Annotated in this window: 16 protein-coding genes; 8 read left to right on the forward strand and 8 right to left on the reverse strand. The window is 39.7% G+C overall.

Going from position 1 to position 18,447, the window contains the following annotated elements; all coding sequences use genetic code 11:
• Positions 1-42: 42 nt before the first annotated feature.
• The 3 genes from DC083_RS01960 to DC083_RS01970 are packed head-to-tail and all read right to left on the reverse strand — an operon-like array spanning position 43 to position 2,487.
• Positions 43-1,227 (reverse strand): hypothetical protein, encoded by a 1,185-nt coding sequence (locus DC083_RS01960; protein WP_109188574.1) that lies wholly within the window; start codon positions 1,225-1,227, stop codon positions 43-45.
• Between the two features lie 56 nt (positions 1,228-1,283).
• Entirely contained in the window at positions 1,284-2,219 is a 936-nt protein-coding gene (locus DC083_RS01965; protein WP_133243356.1) for a PulJ/GspJ family protein, read from the reverse strand.
• Positions 2,220-2,235: 16 nt separating this feature from the next.
• A complete protein-coding gene (locus DC083_RS01970) occupies positions 2,236-2,487 on the reverse strand; it encodes a hypothetical protein (RefSeq protein ID WP_133243357.1) in 252 nt (83 codons plus the stop codon).
• 375 nt (positions 2,488-2,862) lie between these two features.
• Between DC083_RS01970 and rplU the strand changes: the two genes are divergently transcribed.
• The 3 genes from rplU to cgtA all read left to right on the forward strand — a co-directional run bounded on the left by rplU (position 2,863) and on the right by cgtA (position 4,676).
• Positions 2,863-3,177, forward strand: a complete 315-nt coding sequence (gene rplU, locus DC083_RS01975; protein WP_026879370.1) for a 50S ribosomal protein L21 — start codon at positions 2,863-2,865, stop codon at positions 3,175-3,177.
• A 25-nt stretch (positions 3,178-3,202) separates the two neighbouring features.
• Complete coding sequence (rpmA, locus tag DC083_RS01980) at positions 3,203-3,463, forward strand: 50S ribosomal protein L27 (RefSeq protein ID WP_026879371.1); 261 nt, start codon at positions 3,203-3,205, stop codon at positions 3,461-3,463.
• Positions 3,464-3,548: 85 nt separating this feature from the next.
• Complete coding sequence (cgtA, locus tag DC083_RS01985) at positions 3,549-4,676, forward strand: Obg family GTPase CgtA (protein ID WP_109188577.1); 1,128 nt, start codon at positions 3,549-3,551, stop codon at positions 4,674-4,676.
• Positions 4,677-4,928: 252 nt separating this feature from the next.
• Here cgtA and lpdA read toward each other — a convergent pair whose 3' ends face one another.
• The 4 genes from lpdA to DC083_RS02005 all read right to left on the reverse strand — a co-directional run bounded on the left by lpdA (position 4,929) and on the right by DC083_RS02005 (position 12,335).
• Positions 4,929-6,740, reverse strand: coding sequence for a dihydrolipoyl dehydrogenase (gene lpdA, locus DC083_RS01990; protein ID WP_109188578.1), 1,812 nt, complete (start codon positions 6,738-6,740; stop codon positions 4,929-4,931).
• An 11-nt stretch (positions 6,741-6,751) separates the two neighbouring features.
• On the reverse strand, positions 6,752-8,446 hold the full coding sequence (gene aceF, locus DC083_RS01995) for a dihydrolipoyllysine-residue acetyltransferase (protein WP_109188579.1): 1,695 nt from the start codon (positions 8,444-8,446) through the stop codon (positions 6,752-6,754).
• A gap of 250 nt (positions 8,447-8,696) precedes the next feature.
• On the reverse strand, positions 8,697-11,369 hold the full coding sequence (gene aceE, locus DC083_RS02000; RefSeq protein ID WP_109188580.1) for a pyruvate dehydrogenase (acetyl-transferring), homodimeric type: 2,673 nt from the start codon (positions 11,367-11,369) through the stop codon (positions 8,697-8,699).
• Positions 11,370-11,909: 540 nt separating this feature from the next.
• Positions 11,910-12,335, reverse strand: a complete 426-nt coding sequence (locus DC083_RS02005; protein WP_109188581.1) for a DUF1090 domain-containing protein — start codon at positions 12,333-12,335, stop codon at positions 11,910-11,912.
• Between the two features lie 651 nt (positions 12,336-12,986).
• Here DC083_RS02005 and DC083_RS02010 point away from each other — a divergent pair.
• The 5 genes from DC083_RS02010 to rpsT all read left to right on the forward strand — a co-directional run bounded on the left by DC083_RS02010 (position 12,987) and on the right by rpsT (position 17,654).
• Positions 12,987-14,036: a methionine ABC transporter ATP-binding protein gene (locus DC083_RS02010; protein ID WP_109188582.1), complete on the forward strand. Its 1,050-nt coding sequence runs from the start codon at positions 12,987-12,989 to the stop codon at positions 14,034-14,036.
• Between the two features lie 85 nt (positions 14,037-14,121).
• Entirely contained in the window at positions 14,122-14,799 is a 678-nt protein-coding gene (locus tag DC083_RS02015) for a methionine ABC transporter permease (protein ID WP_109188583.1), read from the forward strand.
• A gap of 206 nt (positions 14,800-15,005) precedes the next feature.
• Positions 15,006-15,896, forward strand: a complete 891-nt coding sequence (locus DC083_RS02020; protein WP_109188584.1) for a diaminopimelate dehydrogenase — start codon at positions 15,006-15,008, stop codon at positions 15,894-15,896.
• A 544-nt stretch (positions 15,897-16,440) separates the two neighbouring features.
• Complete coding sequence (locus DC083_RS02025; protein ID WP_109188585.1) at positions 16,441-17,220, forward strand: MetQ/NlpA family ABC transporter substrate-binding protein; 780 nt, start codon at positions 16,441-16,443, stop codon at positions 17,218-17,220.
• 170 nt (positions 17,221-17,390) lie between these two features.
• On the forward strand, positions 17,391-17,654 hold the full coding sequence (gene rpsT / locus DC083_RS02030) for a 30S ribosomal protein S20 (RefSeq protein ID WP_109188586.1): 264 nt from the start codon (positions 17,391-17,393) through the stop codon (positions 17,652-17,654).
• A 232-nt stretch (positions 17,655-17,886) separates the two neighbouring features.
• Here the strand turns inward: rpsT and DC083_RS02035 are convergent, their stop codons facing one another.
• On the reverse strand, positions 17,887-18,447 hold the full coding sequence (locus DC083_RS02035; RefSeq protein WP_109188587.1) for an L-threonylcarbamoyladenylate synthase: 561 nt from the start codon (positions 18,445-18,447) through the stop codon (positions 17,887-17,889).

The raw sequence follows: 18,447 nt of genomic DNA on the forward strand, positions 1-18,447 counted from the left end.
TAATTCATTAGCCATCAAATAAACGTACAACCACCCACTAGATTACTCTATCACTATTTTACTTTCTCGTAATCGCTGACATCCTAAAGGCCATCCCGCTACAGGTTCAAACAATGTTTGTTGCAGACCGCAATAAACCTCATCTTTTTCTCTTCTCCCCCAAAAAGCACTACTACCCCATAATGGTCGACCTTGCCAATCTACTGCAAATAGTCGATCGTTTTCCCGGTTAAGATCCTTAAATAATAAGATCATTCCAGCCTGATCCAACCACTCAACATTCCAACGATCTAGGCTCAAATCATCCCTATTTCCCAATAGCCTATACTCATCAAAATCCCACTCATCTTGAAGATCCCATCTCCCTATCTCCTCCCCAACACCCACAAGATCTATCGAATACAATCTCAACTCCGATTTTTTTGATTGCACTAAAAAGTAGACTCTACTCAAATTGACTTCATTCGAATACAGCCTCTCTTTTCCATCATCATTGTCAAACCCGCTCTCCACAGAGATAAAAGCCGATAATAGTATGGATTCAAATCTAAAGGGTAAATCTCGCATTATAAGCTCAACTTCCCCAGTAAACGATAAAAACCAGAGTGTGTGATTTACAACAATCATCACACCATCATCAACTCCTCTTACCAATTGATATTGTATCCAACCTCCATCATCAAATAAGGGTAAATGATACCCATACTGTTGATCCTCATAGCGAATAACAACCAATACAAAACCCTCTTCAACCCCAGCCAACTCAACTAAACTAGCGTTTTCTAAAGCTCTACTGTCATTATTGACTTTATAATAATAGTGCGCATAAGAGATATTTTGCTCAGGAGATACCGCATCTAGGTAGAAATCAACATTCAATTTATAAAAGTGATCATTATAACAATCAGATATATTTAAAGAATGATTCCCCTCTAACTGACGATCTCTAATTAGAATTTTCTGCCGATATAGATCACAACTCCCGACTTGATAAGCCTCTTTTTTCACAATTGCAGCTTGACCCTGTTTTTGAATAGGAAATTGTGAAATATCTAGCTTCTCAACCCAAGCAGATTTTTTACGTAACAAAAACCATTCTTGAGAGAGCATCTGTTGCATCGCCCAAAAAAATAGAAAAAACAACCCTACTACTATAATGATACCGACAAAAATAGAACCTGATTCTCGTTCTTGCTCACCCTCGATCCCATAGCCTGCCTCATTCATATAATCAATACCTACGGTAAATTAAATAATCATTAAGCCCAATCTCTAACACCAATCTATTCTAAAGAAATCTCAATGGGCCAAACATTGATATTCCAACCATTCTCAATAGTTCGCCCATAAAAATCTTCTACAATATTTTCAGCTGACGCACTTCTTGTAATGCCGGACACCAATAAAACCGTCAATACCCCATTTTGTAATTGCAATCCCACATCCACAATATAAGGCGCTCTATAGAAGGCCTGACCATCCATATAATCTATAACTAAAAAACTCTCTTGATCTCGAATCTGCAGATATACGAGATATTCTTGTACGACATAAATCTGTAACTTTTTCTGATCAAACCATTGAGTAATCAATTCTAAATCTATAGCCGATAATTCAAACCCCTCATTTTTGCGATTTGCCGATAACAACATACTGTTACGGCAATCCGTTAAATAAAAAAGAGCTTCTCGTATTCCGATAAGCGATGCTGGCATCTCCCCTTGAACCTTTGCACCTTGCAGCGATAACCCTGTCTCTTTAAGACCAATAAGGTAAAAAAGTTCACTTCCCTCCACTAAACGTTGTAATTTTTTTACTGGCTCTGGTGAATATTGTCCACTTCCGCGCCCTTGCAGTTTGTGTAGATTCAGCACTTTGGCTTTATGCGCCGGCGTGGGCGAAGATATTAAAAGGCTTTGTTGTAAAAAATCCCGATATTGTCTATCAACATTCACTCCAAGCATCATCGACGAATAAGAAGGCAGTAAAGATGGACAGTATGGAGCAAATAACAGTGTTTCAAATTCCTTCCGTAAGAGATCTTCTGTCACCACTAACGAATCTAATAGCTCGACCTCTTGTTTAAGCAGGATAGTCTGCCCCATCCAACTACGAGTAATGATTGATATCATTAAAAGAATGATAGCGAACAGCGTCAAACCAATCAGCATAGAAAACAGACTCTGCCCCAACTCGCTACCCGGATACGAATTCTTCATATCTGCTATCTCTTTATCAATCATTTTGTTTCTGCATCAATACTTGATGAGTTATAATGACTTTCTGGTAATTCAGGTGATAAAATCCTAATAAACGGTTACCCGCACTCATTACTAACAAAAGAAATAGCGAGGCAATGATGACTTCCAACAAAATAGCGCCTCGTTCTCTCGCACTCTTATAACGCTTCTGCCTACTGTCGCTCTTTTCAGCTTGTTGATTACGCTCAGTAGTCTCTAACTTTTTGTCATTTTCTTGTATCGACACAAAACCACCCACTCTATCTATTTGATTCAATAAGAAATCGTTTCAACCTTTCTTCCATATTCGAATCACCCTTCGTATGACCATAATTAAAGCGTAGTGAATGTCTGAAAATTGAGGGATTCAAAAACATTTAAATTATTTGAAAATATTTAAAATGACTGATTGATTGTTGTATTAAAGCGTGGGATAATCCCGAGCTAGATTGATCATAGAGTTGTGTTATTCCTAGAAAAGTCCCTAGGGATTGCTTGACTATTTTTTAGTTAAGCAGTAATATTACCCCTCTTAAACCCGACCGTTTTGTAGTCCCCTCTCAAATGGCTGGTTTGATCGAATATTTTATGTAAATTAATTTATGCGGAGCATTCAGCAATTATGTATGCAGTAATTAGAACGGGCGGTAAACAATATCGCGTTGCGGAAGGTCAAATCCTCCGTATTGAAAAAATCGAAGGCGCAGAAGAAGGTTCAAACATCGAATTAAATGATGTTCTTCTTGTAAGTGCAAATGGTAACTTAACTGTCGGTACTCCTGTGGTAGCCGGTGCTAAAGTAACTGCGGAAGTTAAAAAACAAGGTCGTACTCGTAAAATCGACATTATTAAATTCCGTCGTCGTAAGCACTATCGTCACCATGCAGGTCATCGCCAGCATTTTACAGAAATTAAAATCACTGGCATTAGCGCTTAATTAAACTTATAGAGGTACTTAAACTATGGCACAGAAGAAAGGTGTTGGTTCGAGCCGTAACGGTCGTGACTCAGAAAGTAAACGTCTTGGAGTAAAGCGTTTTGGTGGTGAGCTTGTAACAGCTGGTTCAATCATTGTTCGTCAACGTGGTACACGTTTTCATGCAGGATTAAATGTAGGTGTTGGTAAAGATCACACACTTTTTGCAAAAACTGATGGTCATGTAACATTCGAAACCAAAGGTTTAGGCAAGCGTAAATATGTAAGCATCGATCCAGTTGCTTAATAATATCGCTCTAAACAGTTATAAAAGCTCCATTATTTAATGTGGAGCTTTTTTTATTTCTTGCTCTAAATTTCGAGGTAATAAAATGAAATTTATTGATGAAGCAAAAATCGTAGTCATCGCCGGTAATGGTGGCAACGGTTGCGTCAGCTTTAGACGCGAAAAATTTATCCCTTTCGGGGGACCTGATGGTGGCGATGGTGGCGATGGTGGCAGTGTCTATCTGAAAGCGACAAAAGGCCTCAATACCTTAATGACTTATCGTTACACTCGTACCTATCGTGCCGAGCGTGGTGAGGATGGTGCAGGAGCAAATCGTACCGGTAAAGATGGTGAAGATCTCTACTTAGATGTACCACTAGGTACTCAAGTATTTGATGATGTCACAAATGAATTTATTGCGGACTTAACGGAAGAAGGTCAAGTCGTCAAAGTTGCACAAGGCGGTTTCCATGGATTAGGCAACTCTCGCTACAAAACCTCTACCAATCGTGCACCAAGACAATCTAAACCCGGTTCTGAAGGTGATGAACGAGAACTACGTTTAGAGCTTAAAGTGATGGCTGATGTCGGATTATTAGGCTTACCCAATGCTGGTAAATCCACCTTAATTCGAGCAATCTCCGGTGCTCGCCCTAAAGTAGCTGATTATCCATTTACGACGTTAGTACCAAGCCTTGGTGTCGTTGAAATTGATGAGCTTCGGAGCTTTGTCGTAGCCGATATTCCTGGTCTTATTGAAGGGGCATCTGATGGTATTGGTCTTGGTCATCAATTCTTAAAACATTTAAGCCGAACCTCAATTCTACTACATTTAGTTGACATCTCACCTTCTAGCGACTCTCAAGATCCTGTTGCAGATTACTTCACTATTTTAGAAGAACTCAAAAAATATAGCGAAGAGCTTCATAATAAACCTCGTTGGTTAGTCATGAATAAGATCGATATTATTCCCGAGGAAGAACGCGAAGAAGCCATTAATCATTTCTTAAATGCAATCAATTGGGATCGTTCAGTTCCGCATTTTGCAATTTCTGCGATTGCTAGACTAGAAACTCGCGCAATGTGCTTCCAAATCATGGATGAAATTGATCAAGAGCGAGCTGATGAAATCAATGAGTATGATGAGAAAGCCAAAAAAGCAATTATCAAAGAACGGGATAAACTACTCACTGAAGAGGAATACTATGCAATGATGAATGAAGAGAAATAGTCTTAATTCATTCAACTCATTTCATACAATTATTTATAGTAATGTCGGTTCAAAATAAGCATATTTAAATGCCGGCACATCGGCTTTAATAGTAAGGAAGCTATGCTATCCGGCATCTTGCAAGTATTGTTTAAAATCAGTTTTCTTAAACCAAATTTACTATAATACAATTCAGTAAAAATAAAACCCAAAATATCACTCGATATTTTGGGTTTCTTTTATCACTTTTAAGTAGACTGTATCAGCACTAACCTATTTTTTCCGTTGTGGTGGTAGATCAGTACATGCGCCCAGGATATTTTCTGCAGCCATTCCCACAGATTCGATCAAGGTTGGATGAGGATGAATCGTATGACCAATATCAATACTATCCGCCCCCATTTCAACCGCAAGACAGATTTCACCGATTAAGTCACCGGCATGAATCCCGACAACTGCCCCACCAAGAATAATTTTGCTCTCGGGATCATAAAGCAATTTCGTAAAGCCTTCATCACGACCATTGGCAATCGCCTTACCACTTGCAGCCCAAGGGAAAACTGAGACCTCATACTTAATCCCTTTTGCTTTAGCTTCGGTTTCCGTTAAACCTGCCCAAGCAATTTCAGGATCAGTATAAGCCACTGATGGTACAAATTTTGCATCAAAGAAGCGTTTCTCACCGATGCAAACTTCTGCAGCTACATGTGCTTCATGCACAGCTTTATGCGCAAGCATCGGCTGACCGACAATATCTCCAATTGCAAAGATGTGGGGCACATTAGTCCGCATCTGTTTATCAACAGAGATAAAGCCACGCTCATCGACATTCACACCTGCTTTCTCAGCATGAAGCGTTAAACCGTTTGGTTTACGTCCGACTGCCACTAATACCTTATCAAAAGTCAAAGATCCATCGGGTGCATTTTCACCTTCAAAGGTTACTTCAATCCCTGCATCTGTTGCTTTTGCACCGGTTACAGCCGTTTTAAGCATCACTTTATGGAAACGATCTTTATTATATTTTTCAAAGACTTTGACCAAATCACGATCCGCCCCCGGCACTAAGCCATCTGCAAATTCTGCGATAGTAATTTCACTACCTAGTGTTGAGTAGACAGTAGCCATCTCAAGTCCAATAATTCCGCCACCAATAACCAATAATTTCTTAGGAATATCTTGTAACTCAAGTGCACCCGTTGAATCAATAATGCGAGGATCTTCTGGTAAGAAAGGTAATTTGACAACAGAAGACCCTGCCGCAATAATCGCTTTATTAAAGCTAATTTCACGTTCGCCACCTTCTGTCAAGGCAACCGTTAAGTGGTGATCATTCTTAAAGGTTGCAAAACCTTGAACAATTTCCACTTTACGCATTTTAGCCATTCCTGCTAAACCGCCTGTCAATTTATTAACAACAGACTCTTTAAAACCTCGTAATTTATCAATATCGACTTTTGGTGCTTCGTAGGTAATACCGATATCTGCAAAAGATTTCGCAGATTCCATCACATCTACAACGTGCAGTAATGCTTTAGAGGGAATACAACCCACATTTAAGCAAACACCACCAATAGTTGGATATCGTTCAACGAGAATCACTTTAAGCCCTAAATCAGCCGCCCTAAAAGCTGCAGAATAACCACCAGGACCACCACCAATCACAACAAGATCACAATCTGGATCTAAAATCGTAGACATCACCACATCATCTGTCTGCGCTGTTGCCGTTTGGTGAGTTGCTTGAGCAGGTTCTGTTTTTGCTGCTACTTTTGCCTCTGATTTCGCTTCCGCTTTAGCAGAATCTGCTTTAGAGGCATCAGTTTTAGCAGCCGATTCTGATGAGCTTTCTGCTACTTCTAATTTCGCAATGACAGTTCCTTCACTTACAGAATCACCCACAGAAACTAGCACTTCTGTGATCGTCCCTGATTTTTCCGCGGGTACATCCATAGAAGCCTTGTCAGACTCAAGCGTTAAAAGTGTATCATCAATAGCAACGGTATCACCCGGTTTTACGAGCACTTCAATCACATCAACACTATCAAAATTGCCAATATCTGGAATTTTTAACTCAATAATCATCTCTAACTCCTTTAGATTACCATGCGACGCATATCTGTAAGTAACTCATTGAGATAAACGATGAAACGCGCACCTAATGCTCCATCGATCACCCGATGATCGTAAGAGAGCGATAATGGAATCATTAAACGAGGTTCAAACTCTTTACCATTCCATACAGGCTTAATTTGATTCTTCGCAACGCCGAGGATTGCCACTTCAGGTGCATTAATAATCGGAATAAAGTTCGTTCCACCAATCCCCCCTAATGATGAAATAGTGAAACATCCACCGGTCATTTGATCAGGTTTCAATTTACCATCACGAGCAAGCCCTGCAAGTTCACGCATTTCAGCTGCAATCTCTAAGACGCCTTTTTTATCACAATCACGAATCACCGGTACCACTAAACCATTAGGCGTATCAGCAGCAAAACCAATATGATAATATTTTTTGAGGATAAGTTTATCGCCCTCTAAAGAACTATTAAACTCAGGGAATTTTTGCAATGCTTTCACAACTGCTTTAAAGAGGAATGCTAAAATAGTGACTCTTGCACCTTGTTTTTCATACTCTTTGTTAAGCTGCTTACGAAGCGCTTCTAAATCTGTAATATCTGCCTCATCAAACTGTGCCACATGAGGAATCATCGCCCAGTTACGTGCAAGATTTGCACCCGAGATTTTTTGAATTCGGCTTAATGGTTTCTCTTCCACTTCTCCAAATTTAGTGAAATCTACTTTTGGCCATGGAAGCAGGTCTAAGCCTCCGCCATTAGAAGATACAGTTGCTTTACCGGCAACCGCAGGCTGAGTACCGCTCAATACACCTTTCACATAACTTAGAACATCTTCACGAACAATCCGGCCATTACGTCCTGAGCCTTTCACCTCATTAAGATTCGCACCCAATTCACGGGCAAAAGCACGCACAGAAGGTGAAGCATGAGCCCCACTAATATCAAGTGTTGCTTGTGCAACTTGACTTGGTGGTGCGACAGGAATTTCATCCCCTTTATGGGGCGCAGTTAAATCAGGTTTTGAAGCGCTGGTTACTTTTACATCAGAAGATTTCGCTTCTGGTGCTTGCGCTGCTACCGATGTAGACGTTGATTCTGATGAAGAGCCGCCTGTCGCAATTTTGACGACAAGATCACCCTCTTTCACTTTGTCACCGACAGATAATGCGATCTCAGTAATGGTACCGGCTTTATCTGCGGGAACATCCATTGATGCTTTATCTGACTCTAATGTGGCAAGCGTGTCATCAAGTGCAACGACATCACCTACTTTCACAGGAATATCAATTACATCTAACTCATCATTATTTCCGACAGCAGGAATGCGAATCTCTGCAATTTCACCGGCTGGTTGTGCTGCAACTTTCGCTACAGGTGCTTGAACTGATTCAGTCTTAGCTGCTTCAGTCTTAGAAGTTTCGGCAGGCGCTTGAGCTGTATCCGATTTTACCGAATCCGCTTCGGCATCTCCTGCTACTTCCATGCGACCAATCAGATCTCCCGTCGTTACTTGATCACCTACTTTGACAAGTAGCTCTACAATTTTACCCGCAGCTTCTGCTGGGACATCCATTGAAGCCTTATCTGATTCTAATGTCATGAGCGTATCATCGACCGCTACTGTATCGCCAACCTTTACCGGAATTTCGATAATATCTACGGCATCAAAATTACCAATATCTGGCACTCTTAATTCAATTGTCGCCATATTTTTAATCCTTTTAATCAGTTATATTCAACCATTTCAAAACATTGAATGATCTCATCACTATAAACGCATCACTATAAGTGCATTACTACAATGCGTACTTCCTTCATCCACGTAATAGTCCTATTCAGAAGCCAGTGTTCTATCATTTTACGTTCAAATATTCATACTCAAATCGTACTCAAATATTCAACTTCGAACATTACAATCTCGATAGAACACTGTCTCTATCCTCTATTACGGGTAGTTACTACACCCAAAGTGGATTTGGTTTATTAACATCAATGTTGTATTTCTGAATCGCTTCAGTTACGACTGATTTAGCAATAGTACCAGCATCAGCAAGCTCTTTGAGCGCTGCAATCGTAATATAGTAGCGATCAACTTCAAAGAATTTACGAAGTTGTGGACGTGTATCTGAACGACCAAAACCATCCGTACCTAAAACACGATAAGGGGCATTTGTGATTGCCGGGCGCACCTGCTCTGCATACATCCGCACATAATCCGTTGACACAATAATCGGTGCCTCTTCGTGATTCAGTTTTTGTGCAACGAAAGACTCTGGTGCTGCTTTCTCTGGATGGAATAGTGCTTGACGCTCACATTCATTGAAATCACGCGCAAGTTCCGTAAAGCTTGTCGCACTAAAGATATCACTCTCCACATTCCAATCATTTTTGAGAAGCTCAGCTGCATGCATCACTTCTTGCAAAATGGTACCTGATCCCATTAAGCGAACTTTTGGACCTTTACCTTTATCCGCTGCTTTCAGTAGATAGAGACCTTTAAGAATATCTTCCTCTACCCCTTTCGGCATTTCAGGGTGTGCATAATTCTCATTCATAATGGTGATATAGTAGAAGATATCTTCTTGCTCTTCGACCATACGGCGTAAACCATCTTGCATAATCACTGCTAATTCAAACTGAAGTGCAGGATCATATGATTTACAATTAGGAATCAAGCTTGCCAAGATATGGCTGTGGCCATCTTCATGCTGTAGACCTTCCCCATTAAGCGTTGTACGACCAGAAGTACCGCCCATTAAGAAACCGCGAGTCCGCTGATCTGCTGCCGCCCAGATAAGATCCATAGTGCGTTGCATTTGGAACATAGAGTAACAAACAAAGAATGGAATCATCTCCACATTAGAGTTTGAATAAGCCGTTCCTGCCGCAATCCATGAGCTTACACCGCCTGCTTCATTGATCCCTTCTTGCAGAATCTGTCCATCTTTTGTCTCTTTATAGAACATCAATTGACCAGCATCTTGTGGTGTATATTGTTGTCCTGCTTGTGACCAGATACCTAACTGACGGAACATCCCTTCCATTCCGAAAGTTCTAGATTCATCTACAAGAATAGGCACTACACGCTTACCAATCGTTTTATCCTTCACTAAGGTATTCAGGATACGGACAAAACTCATGGTTGTTGAGATTTCTCGGCCTTCTGCAGTCGCTTCAAGTTGTGGTTTGAAGGCTTCTAACTTAGGGACTGTTAATTTCTCTTTCGCTTGTGTACGGCGAGAAGGAACATAACCCCCTAATGCTTTACGACGCTCATGCAGATACTCAAGTTCAGGGCTCCCTTCAGGTGGACGAATAAAGTTCACTGCTTCTAAATCTTCATCTGAGATTGGCACTTCAAAGCGATCGCGGAAACGACGGAGGGATTCAAGGCTAATAGATTTCTGTTGGTGCGCAACGTTTTGTGCCTCACCATCTTGCCCCATCCCGTAACCTTTAATAGTTTTTACCAGAATAACCGTCGGTTGACCTACTGTTTTAACCGCTGCATCATAAGCTGCATAGACTTTATTCTCATCATGGCCACCACGATTTAAACGCCAAATATCATTATCTGACATATGCGCAACCATCGCTTTTAATTCTGGCGTATTGAAGAAATGCTCACGAACATAAGCCCCATCACGTGATTTATATGTTTGATAATCTCCATCAACACATTCCATCATACGACGGCGTAAGATCCCATCATGATCTTGTGCTAATAAGGCATCCCAACCATTTCCCCAAATAAGTTTAATCACATTCCAGTTATTACCGCGGAAGTTTGATTCAAGCTCTTGGATAATTTTACCATTACCGCGCACAGGGCCATCAAGACGCTGTAAGTTACAGTTAATCACAAAGATCAAATTATCGAGTTTCTCGCGGCCTGCAAGTGAAATCGCACCTAATGATTCAGGCTCATCCATCTCACCATCACCACAGAAGCACCACACTTTGCGATTTTCAGTATCCGCTAATCCCCGAGAATGAAGATACTTCAAGAAACGAGCTTGGTAGATCGCTTGCATCGGACCTAAACCCATCGATACTGTTGGGAATTGCCAAAAATCTTTCATGAGCCAAGGATGTGGGTAGGATGATAAACCTTTACCATCCACTTCTCTGCGGAAATTATCCATCTGCTCTTCTGTAATACGTCCTTCAATAAACGCACGCGCATAGATACCTGGGCTTGAGTGACCTTGGAAGAAGATTAAATCGCCATCTTGCGTTTCAGTATTCCCTTTCCAGAAGTGGTTAAAGCCCACTTCCCACATCGTTGCTAAAGAGGCGTAACTTGCAATATGTCCGCCTAAACTAGAATCTTCTGCATTGGTGCGTACAATCATCGCCATCGCATTCCAACGAATATAAGAGCGAATTTTATGCTCTAATTCGGAATTACCAGGATAGCGAGGTTGTTTATCTGCAGGAATAGTATTGATATATTCAGTAGTACCGATAAAAGGGATCTGTACGCCATCACGATGAGCACGCTCAATCACTTTCTCAATCAGAAAATGCGCCCGCTCTTCCCCTTCTACTTCAAGGACACTTTCGATTGAATCGACCCAATCTTTGGTTTCTAACGGATCAATATCATTCAATAACTTTTGGTCTGCCATAAAATTATCCTCTTTTGCATTGACTAGAACGTCCTATCTCTCGATAGAATCTAGCCTTGTGAAAAATAGACAGATGACTGCCTTTAAAATCAAAGTGAATGCTCTCAGATATGAATAGATCTTCAAGCTCAAGTATTTTCCACACAATTGATAAAAGCCTCACGAAAAATAGGGTTCTTCTGAGGCCAATAAATGTAAGTAACTACTACAGTATAACGGATATTTAGTGAAATTTACGCTATTTTTATTAATAGCAATTATAACGAAAACAAAAGGCTTCTTCCGCTTGAGCTAGGATATCGCTCTGATATTTATTTGATTTTTATTTAATTTTTATTTAATTAAATTCATATAACTTTAAATTTAACCGCCTAAAACGTAGATTCAATCTGCATAATATTTGCCAGTGATATGATAAAAGGCAAAAAAGGGATAGAAGTTTCCCTCTATCCCTCTCAATTTTGAGTTGTTTTAACTAGATTTAGCTAGCTTTTTTTAATTTTTTAATCTTACTTTCCCTTTAAATTAGAGAACTAAAGATTATTGCAAACCATCAAAGTAACCTTCATACATTTCGATACGCATTTTAGCTTCTTTAATTTTGTACTCGGCCTCATATTGATCTTCAATATCGCCTTTCAGTTTTGCTTTTTGTAACTTATATTCCGCTTTTGCTAAATCTTTTTTAGCATCTTCAATCTTCTCTAACACTTCTAAGCGTTGCTCTGCTTCATAGTAAGATTTTGCTTCCGGTGAATCTAAAGGGTATCCGCCGCCACAATAACTTTGAACATTAGCAAGCGCACGCTCTAAGCCTTTAATACGATAGGTGTTATTATACTTTTTAGCATATTCTAATTGATTTTCGAGTGCTGCCACTTTACGTCGACAACCATAGTCAGCCATAGAAATCGCTGGAACCATAAGTCCTGAGAGTACAAGTGCAATCACACTTAACTTTTTCATTTTCTGATCTCCTATTAACCTAGTATAAAAAGACTAATGTGAAAAACGCCATTAACTAGGTTGAAATGATATTATTATGGCGCCATCAATTCGTTTTACGCATAAAACATTGATACGCAATAACTTAACTGAAATTTTGTATAAAAAAGTCAACATTATATAAATAATTATAATCAACTATTTATCAAAATAATCAGATGATTAAATACAATTATTATAGATTCCTCTTATCTCCCTGTTTATAGCTTTCTTTATCTTGTTTTATCTCATTATGTTATGAGCACCTCTCAGAACATCAATCATCCTTACTTTTCACCTATCCTCGTAACTCAATTTACCCCCTCTTTTTAAAGTTTTTTAAACAATGATTCATCAAACCATTCTATCTATACTTAAAAGAGATGCCTCACCCCAACCCCACCTATTTACAACTACCCAAAGATATTGATTATTCAATAAAAATCCCATTACCATTCGGTTTTTTGTTACCCTAACAGCACTGATTGCACCATAATCTTGCTATAATCACTCTCGATTTAAATATGCCACTAAAAATAAAGTGCAAAGAGCTTTCCCTTACAGCTTAATTAAGCTTATGATTTTATAAAGTTTCTTCTGCATACTATCGAATAAAGATATAAAGATTGTCTTATGATAAAAATTAAACATCTCAAAAAATCCTACCCTACTAAAAATGGGGCTAAAATTGCGCTGAATGATATCTCCTTGAATGTCGATACAGGTACAATCTTCGGCGTAATCGGCCATTCTGGTGCCGGGAAAAGTACCTTGATTCGTTGCCTGAATCTCCTTGAAAAACCCGATAGCGGTGAAGTCATCATTGATGGTACAGATATTACCAAACTTTCCGCCAAAGCCTTGATGCATGAACGCCGGAAAATGGGGATGATCTTCCAACACTTCAATCTACTCTCGAGTCAAACAGTATTCGATAATATCGCCTTTCCCTTACGTTTAGAGAAGATGAGCGCAAGTGCGATTCAAAAACGCGTAGAATCCCTATTAGAACTGGTCGATATCGCCGATCATCGCAATAAATATCCGTCAGAACTCTCCGGCGGACAAAAACAGCGCGTAGGGATCGCAAGAGCGCTTGCGAATAATCCGAAAGTACTACTCTGCGACGAGGCAACTTCGGCACTTGATCCACAAACGACACAATCTATTCTGGAACTGCTCGTTGATATCAATCAGAAACTGAATTTAACAATCGTCTTGATTACCCATGAAATGGAAGTGATTCGCTCTATCTGTCACCGTGTTGCAGTGATCCACGATAGTCAAATTATCGAGGAAGGCCCGGTAGAAGAGGTCTTTTTGCATCCAGCATCTGATGTTACCAAAGAATTTATCATTGATAAGACTGAGCAAGCACAACTGATTAAATATCTTGAGCGTGCTCCTGAACAGCAAGATCATCTCTATCAGCTCTCTTATATCGGTAATGAAGCATTTGAACCCCATCTCAGCCAGATCATCAAACAGAGTAATATCGATCTCTCTATCTTATCGGGTTCTATTAGCTATATCCGCGATATTCCTTATGGGCAGATGATTGTCACGATTAATGGTGACAAGGATGAAGTTGAAGAGGCGATTACGCTCTTTAAAGCCCATAAAGTATTAGTGACATCACTTTCACCGGCACTTACTCAAATCACAGATCATTCGCACTTATAACAATCTATCGATTCGATAATTGATCGTTCATTGTGGTATTCATTCTGTATTAACAACCTGATTCAAAAAAAAGGCTTTCCAAACTATGACAGCGTTTTTAGATGCTCTTAGCAATGCACAATATTGGGATATGATTCTCAAAAATACTTGGATTACTCTAATTATGTTAGGGTTTACTTGGCTCTTTACCATTCTGATTGGACTTCCTTGGGGAATTGCGCTTTTTCTCTCTTCGCCTAAGCAATTACTCGCAGCGCCCAATTTTTATCGAGTATTCTCTTTCATCACCAATATTTTGCGTTCCATTCCTTTCTTAATCTTAATTGTCGTCCTACTTCCCCTAACCTTCCATCTTATGGGCACCAAAATGGGCGTAAAAGGGGCCGTTTTCCCGCTTGTTGTCGGCTCTGCCCCCTTCTTCGCTCGACTTGCAGAAACCGCATTTAGAGAGATCGATCGAGGGGTGATTGAAGCCGCGCAAAGTATGGGAACACCACTTCGTACAATTATTCTCAAAGTTTTACTTCCTGAAGCAAGACCGAGTTTAATTGCCGCAACAACAGTTACCGGTATTTTAATTCTCTCCTATACCGCTATGGCGGGAACAGTAGGTGCAGGCGGGCTTGGGGATATTGCGGTTCGTTTTGGCTTCCACAGAAATATGTCAGAATTGATGTATCTTATTGTGATTGTACTCATTATTATGGTACAAATTATGCAATGGGTTGGCGATTGGCTCGTTCGTCACTACACACGAAAATAATCCATTTTCGATCTAAATGAGAGTGCATTCTTGTGGCAATAGCCTTGAGATTGCACTTTTTTTGAGAGTATTTTTTAATAAATGATAAGTGTTCTCACTTGCAAAATATAAACAGTGGATCCCTGATATTAGTTATATTGGTATCATTTTTATAAAACTCTCTTAACGAGCTTCTTCTCACAATTTTACAACCGGAGATTATTACTATGAGCAAAATAACTGCTGCTATTGTAGGTTACGGCAATATTGGACGCTACGTTTTAGATGCCCTTGAAGCGGCACCTGATTTTACAATCGCAGGCATCGTACGCCGTCAAGCAACTCCAATTAAGGGCGTTGATTATCCCGTTGTCACAGAGATCACCGAATTAGGCAAAGTCGATGTCGCAATTCTCTGTGTGCCAAGCCGTCAAATTGAGCAATATGCTTCTGAAATCTTAGCGAAAGGTATCCATACCGTAGACAGCTTCGATATTCACTCAGATATCACGAAAGTCCGTGCACACTTAAATGACGTAGCCCAAAAGCATGGTAAAAGTGCGATTCTTTCAGCAGGATGGGATCCCGGTTCTGACTCTGTGATTCGTGCGCTTCTCTTAGCCGCTGCGCCTAAAGGTATTACTTATACCAACTTTGGCCCGGGCATGAGCATGGGACACTCTGTTGCCGTTAAAGCCATTGAGGGTGTAAAAGATGCACTCTCTGTTACCATTCCGATTGGTACAGGAAAACACCGTCGTATGGTTTATGTGGAAACAGAACAAGGTGTTAATTTCGACACCGTTAAAAACACTATTTTGAATGATGATTACTTCAAAAATGATGACACTATCGTTGAGCATGTTGATTCTATCGATTCGCTCAAAGATGCAGGTCATGGCGTGACGATTACTCGCAAAGGTGTTTCGGGTAAAACGGATAATCAACTCTTCGAATTTGATATGCGCATCAATAACCCTGCATTAACTGCACAAATCCTTGTATCAAGCGCACGTGCTGTGACAAAACAACAACCTGGTGCTTACACCATGATTGAGATTCCATTAATCGATCTATTATATGGCGATCGTGAAACCTTAATTCATGATTTAGTGTAGTCTATTAATCTTATCTATCTCATTGATAGATAAGCAGAGATATGAATCGTTTATAGCTATAATTTATAGTGATCAATGTATAGTAAATTTGGTTTAAGAAAACTGATTTTAAACAACACTTGCAATATGCCGGATAGAATGGCTTCCTTACTTATTACAGCCGATTCGCCGGCATTTAAATAAGCTTATTTTGAACCGACATTACTATATAAATCAGAAAGGCCAAAGATCATTTCTTTGGTCTTTTTATTTTATTTCGATATTTCAATCGATCTATTCGAGTAGCTTCCTCGCCTCGATCAGCTGATGTGCCGGCATTTGAATAAGCTTATGCTGAATCGGTCTCACTGTAAAACTCATAATAGCTCATTGAGATTGCTATTATAGAATGATGCGTCTAACCTTGAACGCCACCCATTAAATACATACTAAACATACTTTTTAAATATATTTTTATCAAAATGGCTTGATTTCATAGAGAAAGCTCGCTATAAAAGAGTTCTCGAGGCTCGATTCCTCATCATTCATATAAAGGATATTCATCATGCGTAAATTAGCACTTGTTTCAGCACTTTCCCTTATTCCATTCTTTGGTCTTGCAGCAGAAAAGCTCACTGTAGCGGCAACACCGGTACCTCATGCAGAGATTCTAGAGCAGATCGCACCTAAACTCGCAGAGAAAGATATCGATCTTAATATCGTAGTTGTGACTGACTATGTATTACCGAACATGATGGTTGATGAGAAAGAAGCAGATGCAAACTTCTTCCAACACACGCCTTATCTTGATGAATTTAACAAAAATCACAATATCAATTTAGTAGCCCTAACGCCTTCGATTCATATCGAACCCATTGCCGGTTATTCACAAAAAATTCAAAATATTAGTGACCTTCCTGATGGCGCAAAAGTGAGTATTCCTAATGACCCATCAAACGGTGGTCGCGCACTCATTTTATTGCATAATGAAGGTTTAATTAAACTGAAAGATCCGAGCAATATTCTTTCAACCACATTTGATATCGTTGAGAATCCTCATAAATTAGAATTTGTGGAACTTGAAGCGCCTATGCTTGCTCGTACACTAGACGAAGTTGAGTTAGCACTCATTAATACCAACTTTGCATTAGATGCAGGTTTAAACCCTACCAAAGATTCTCTCTTCATCGAGGGTGCGCAGTCACCTTATACAAACATCATTGTTGTCCGTCCTGAAAATGAAAATGATCCTCGTATCAAAGCATTAATGGAAGTGATTACATCAGATGATGTTCGCCAATTCATTGAAACAAAATATGAAGGTAGTATCGTTCCTGTTTTCTAAGAAATCGCTCTTAAAAAAAGTGATCGCTTTCTTCCCATTTTCAGTGAAATTACATTGACAAAACCTTGAAAAAGGTTAATCATATGTGATTATTACAAATTTAATTGCGCCGATTTTAGGCGCAATATTGTGTTATAAATTCATACATTTTTTTAAATTGGAGTACAACCTTGGCAAATACAGCACAAGCAAGAAAACGCGTTCGTCAAGCTGAGAAGCACAATGCAGCTAACGCTTCATATCGTTCAATGACTAGAACTTATGTTAAGAAAACCATCAATGCAATCAAGAGCAATAACCGTGAAGAAGCTGTTAAAGCTTTCGCTAAAGCTCAAGGCGCACTTGATCGTTCAGTAAAACGTGGTTTAATCCATAAGAACAAAGTTGCACGTCTTCTTAGCCGTTTAAATGCTCAAATCAAAGCATTAGCTTAATTGATTCGTGGATATTGCCGTTATCTATGATGAATAGCAATATCGATATACAATCATTCTCCTCCTAGAGTTATAACACTCTTTGAGTGATGAAGATCATAGAAAAGCCCTGTCATTCATGTCAGGGCTTTTTATTTGCCTAAATTTAGAGGGGGATCGATACACATAAAAAAGAGACTTACATATAAGCCTCTTTTATTCAAATCAAATATGATGCCATCCTAATTAAAATCTAAGCACGAATCACCGCTTTAGTTTTAAGATTTACGATACGTGTAGGCGATGATAGCCCACCCGTCTCTCCAACCATCACACCGGCAATATTAGCGCCAAACACCTCTATAATCGCTTCAGGCGACATTAATGGCGCCTCTTGATGTAAATTAGCACTTGTAGAAACAACACCAACAGGCATCCGTTCACAAAGCGCTAAAGCATCCGGATGATTGGTAACCCGAATGGCCAACGTCGAAAAATCACCTCGCAGATAATGTGGAACGGATTCTTTTGCCGGAACAATCCAAGTGTAACGAAAACCGCCACGATATGATTCTAATACTTCAGTTCTCTCCGCTGCATTTAAAGGCTCAATTAATGAGCCTAGTTTCTCCAAGGAAGCACTCATCACAATAAATCCTTTACTAGATGCACGTTGCTTCATGGCTAGCAAACGTTCAACCGCTGATTGATTAGTCGCATCAGCTGCTAATCCATATACCCCTTCCGTGGGGTAGGCAATCACTTCCCCGTTTTGCAACGCGAAAGCTGCCTCGTCATAACTTAATAATTTCAT

Source organism: Ignatzschineria ureiclastica, assembly GCF_003121845.1.
GTDB lineage: Bacteria > Pseudomonadota > Gammaproteobacteria > Cardiobacteriales > Wohlfahrtiimonadaceae > Ignatzschineria > Ignatzschineria ureiclastica.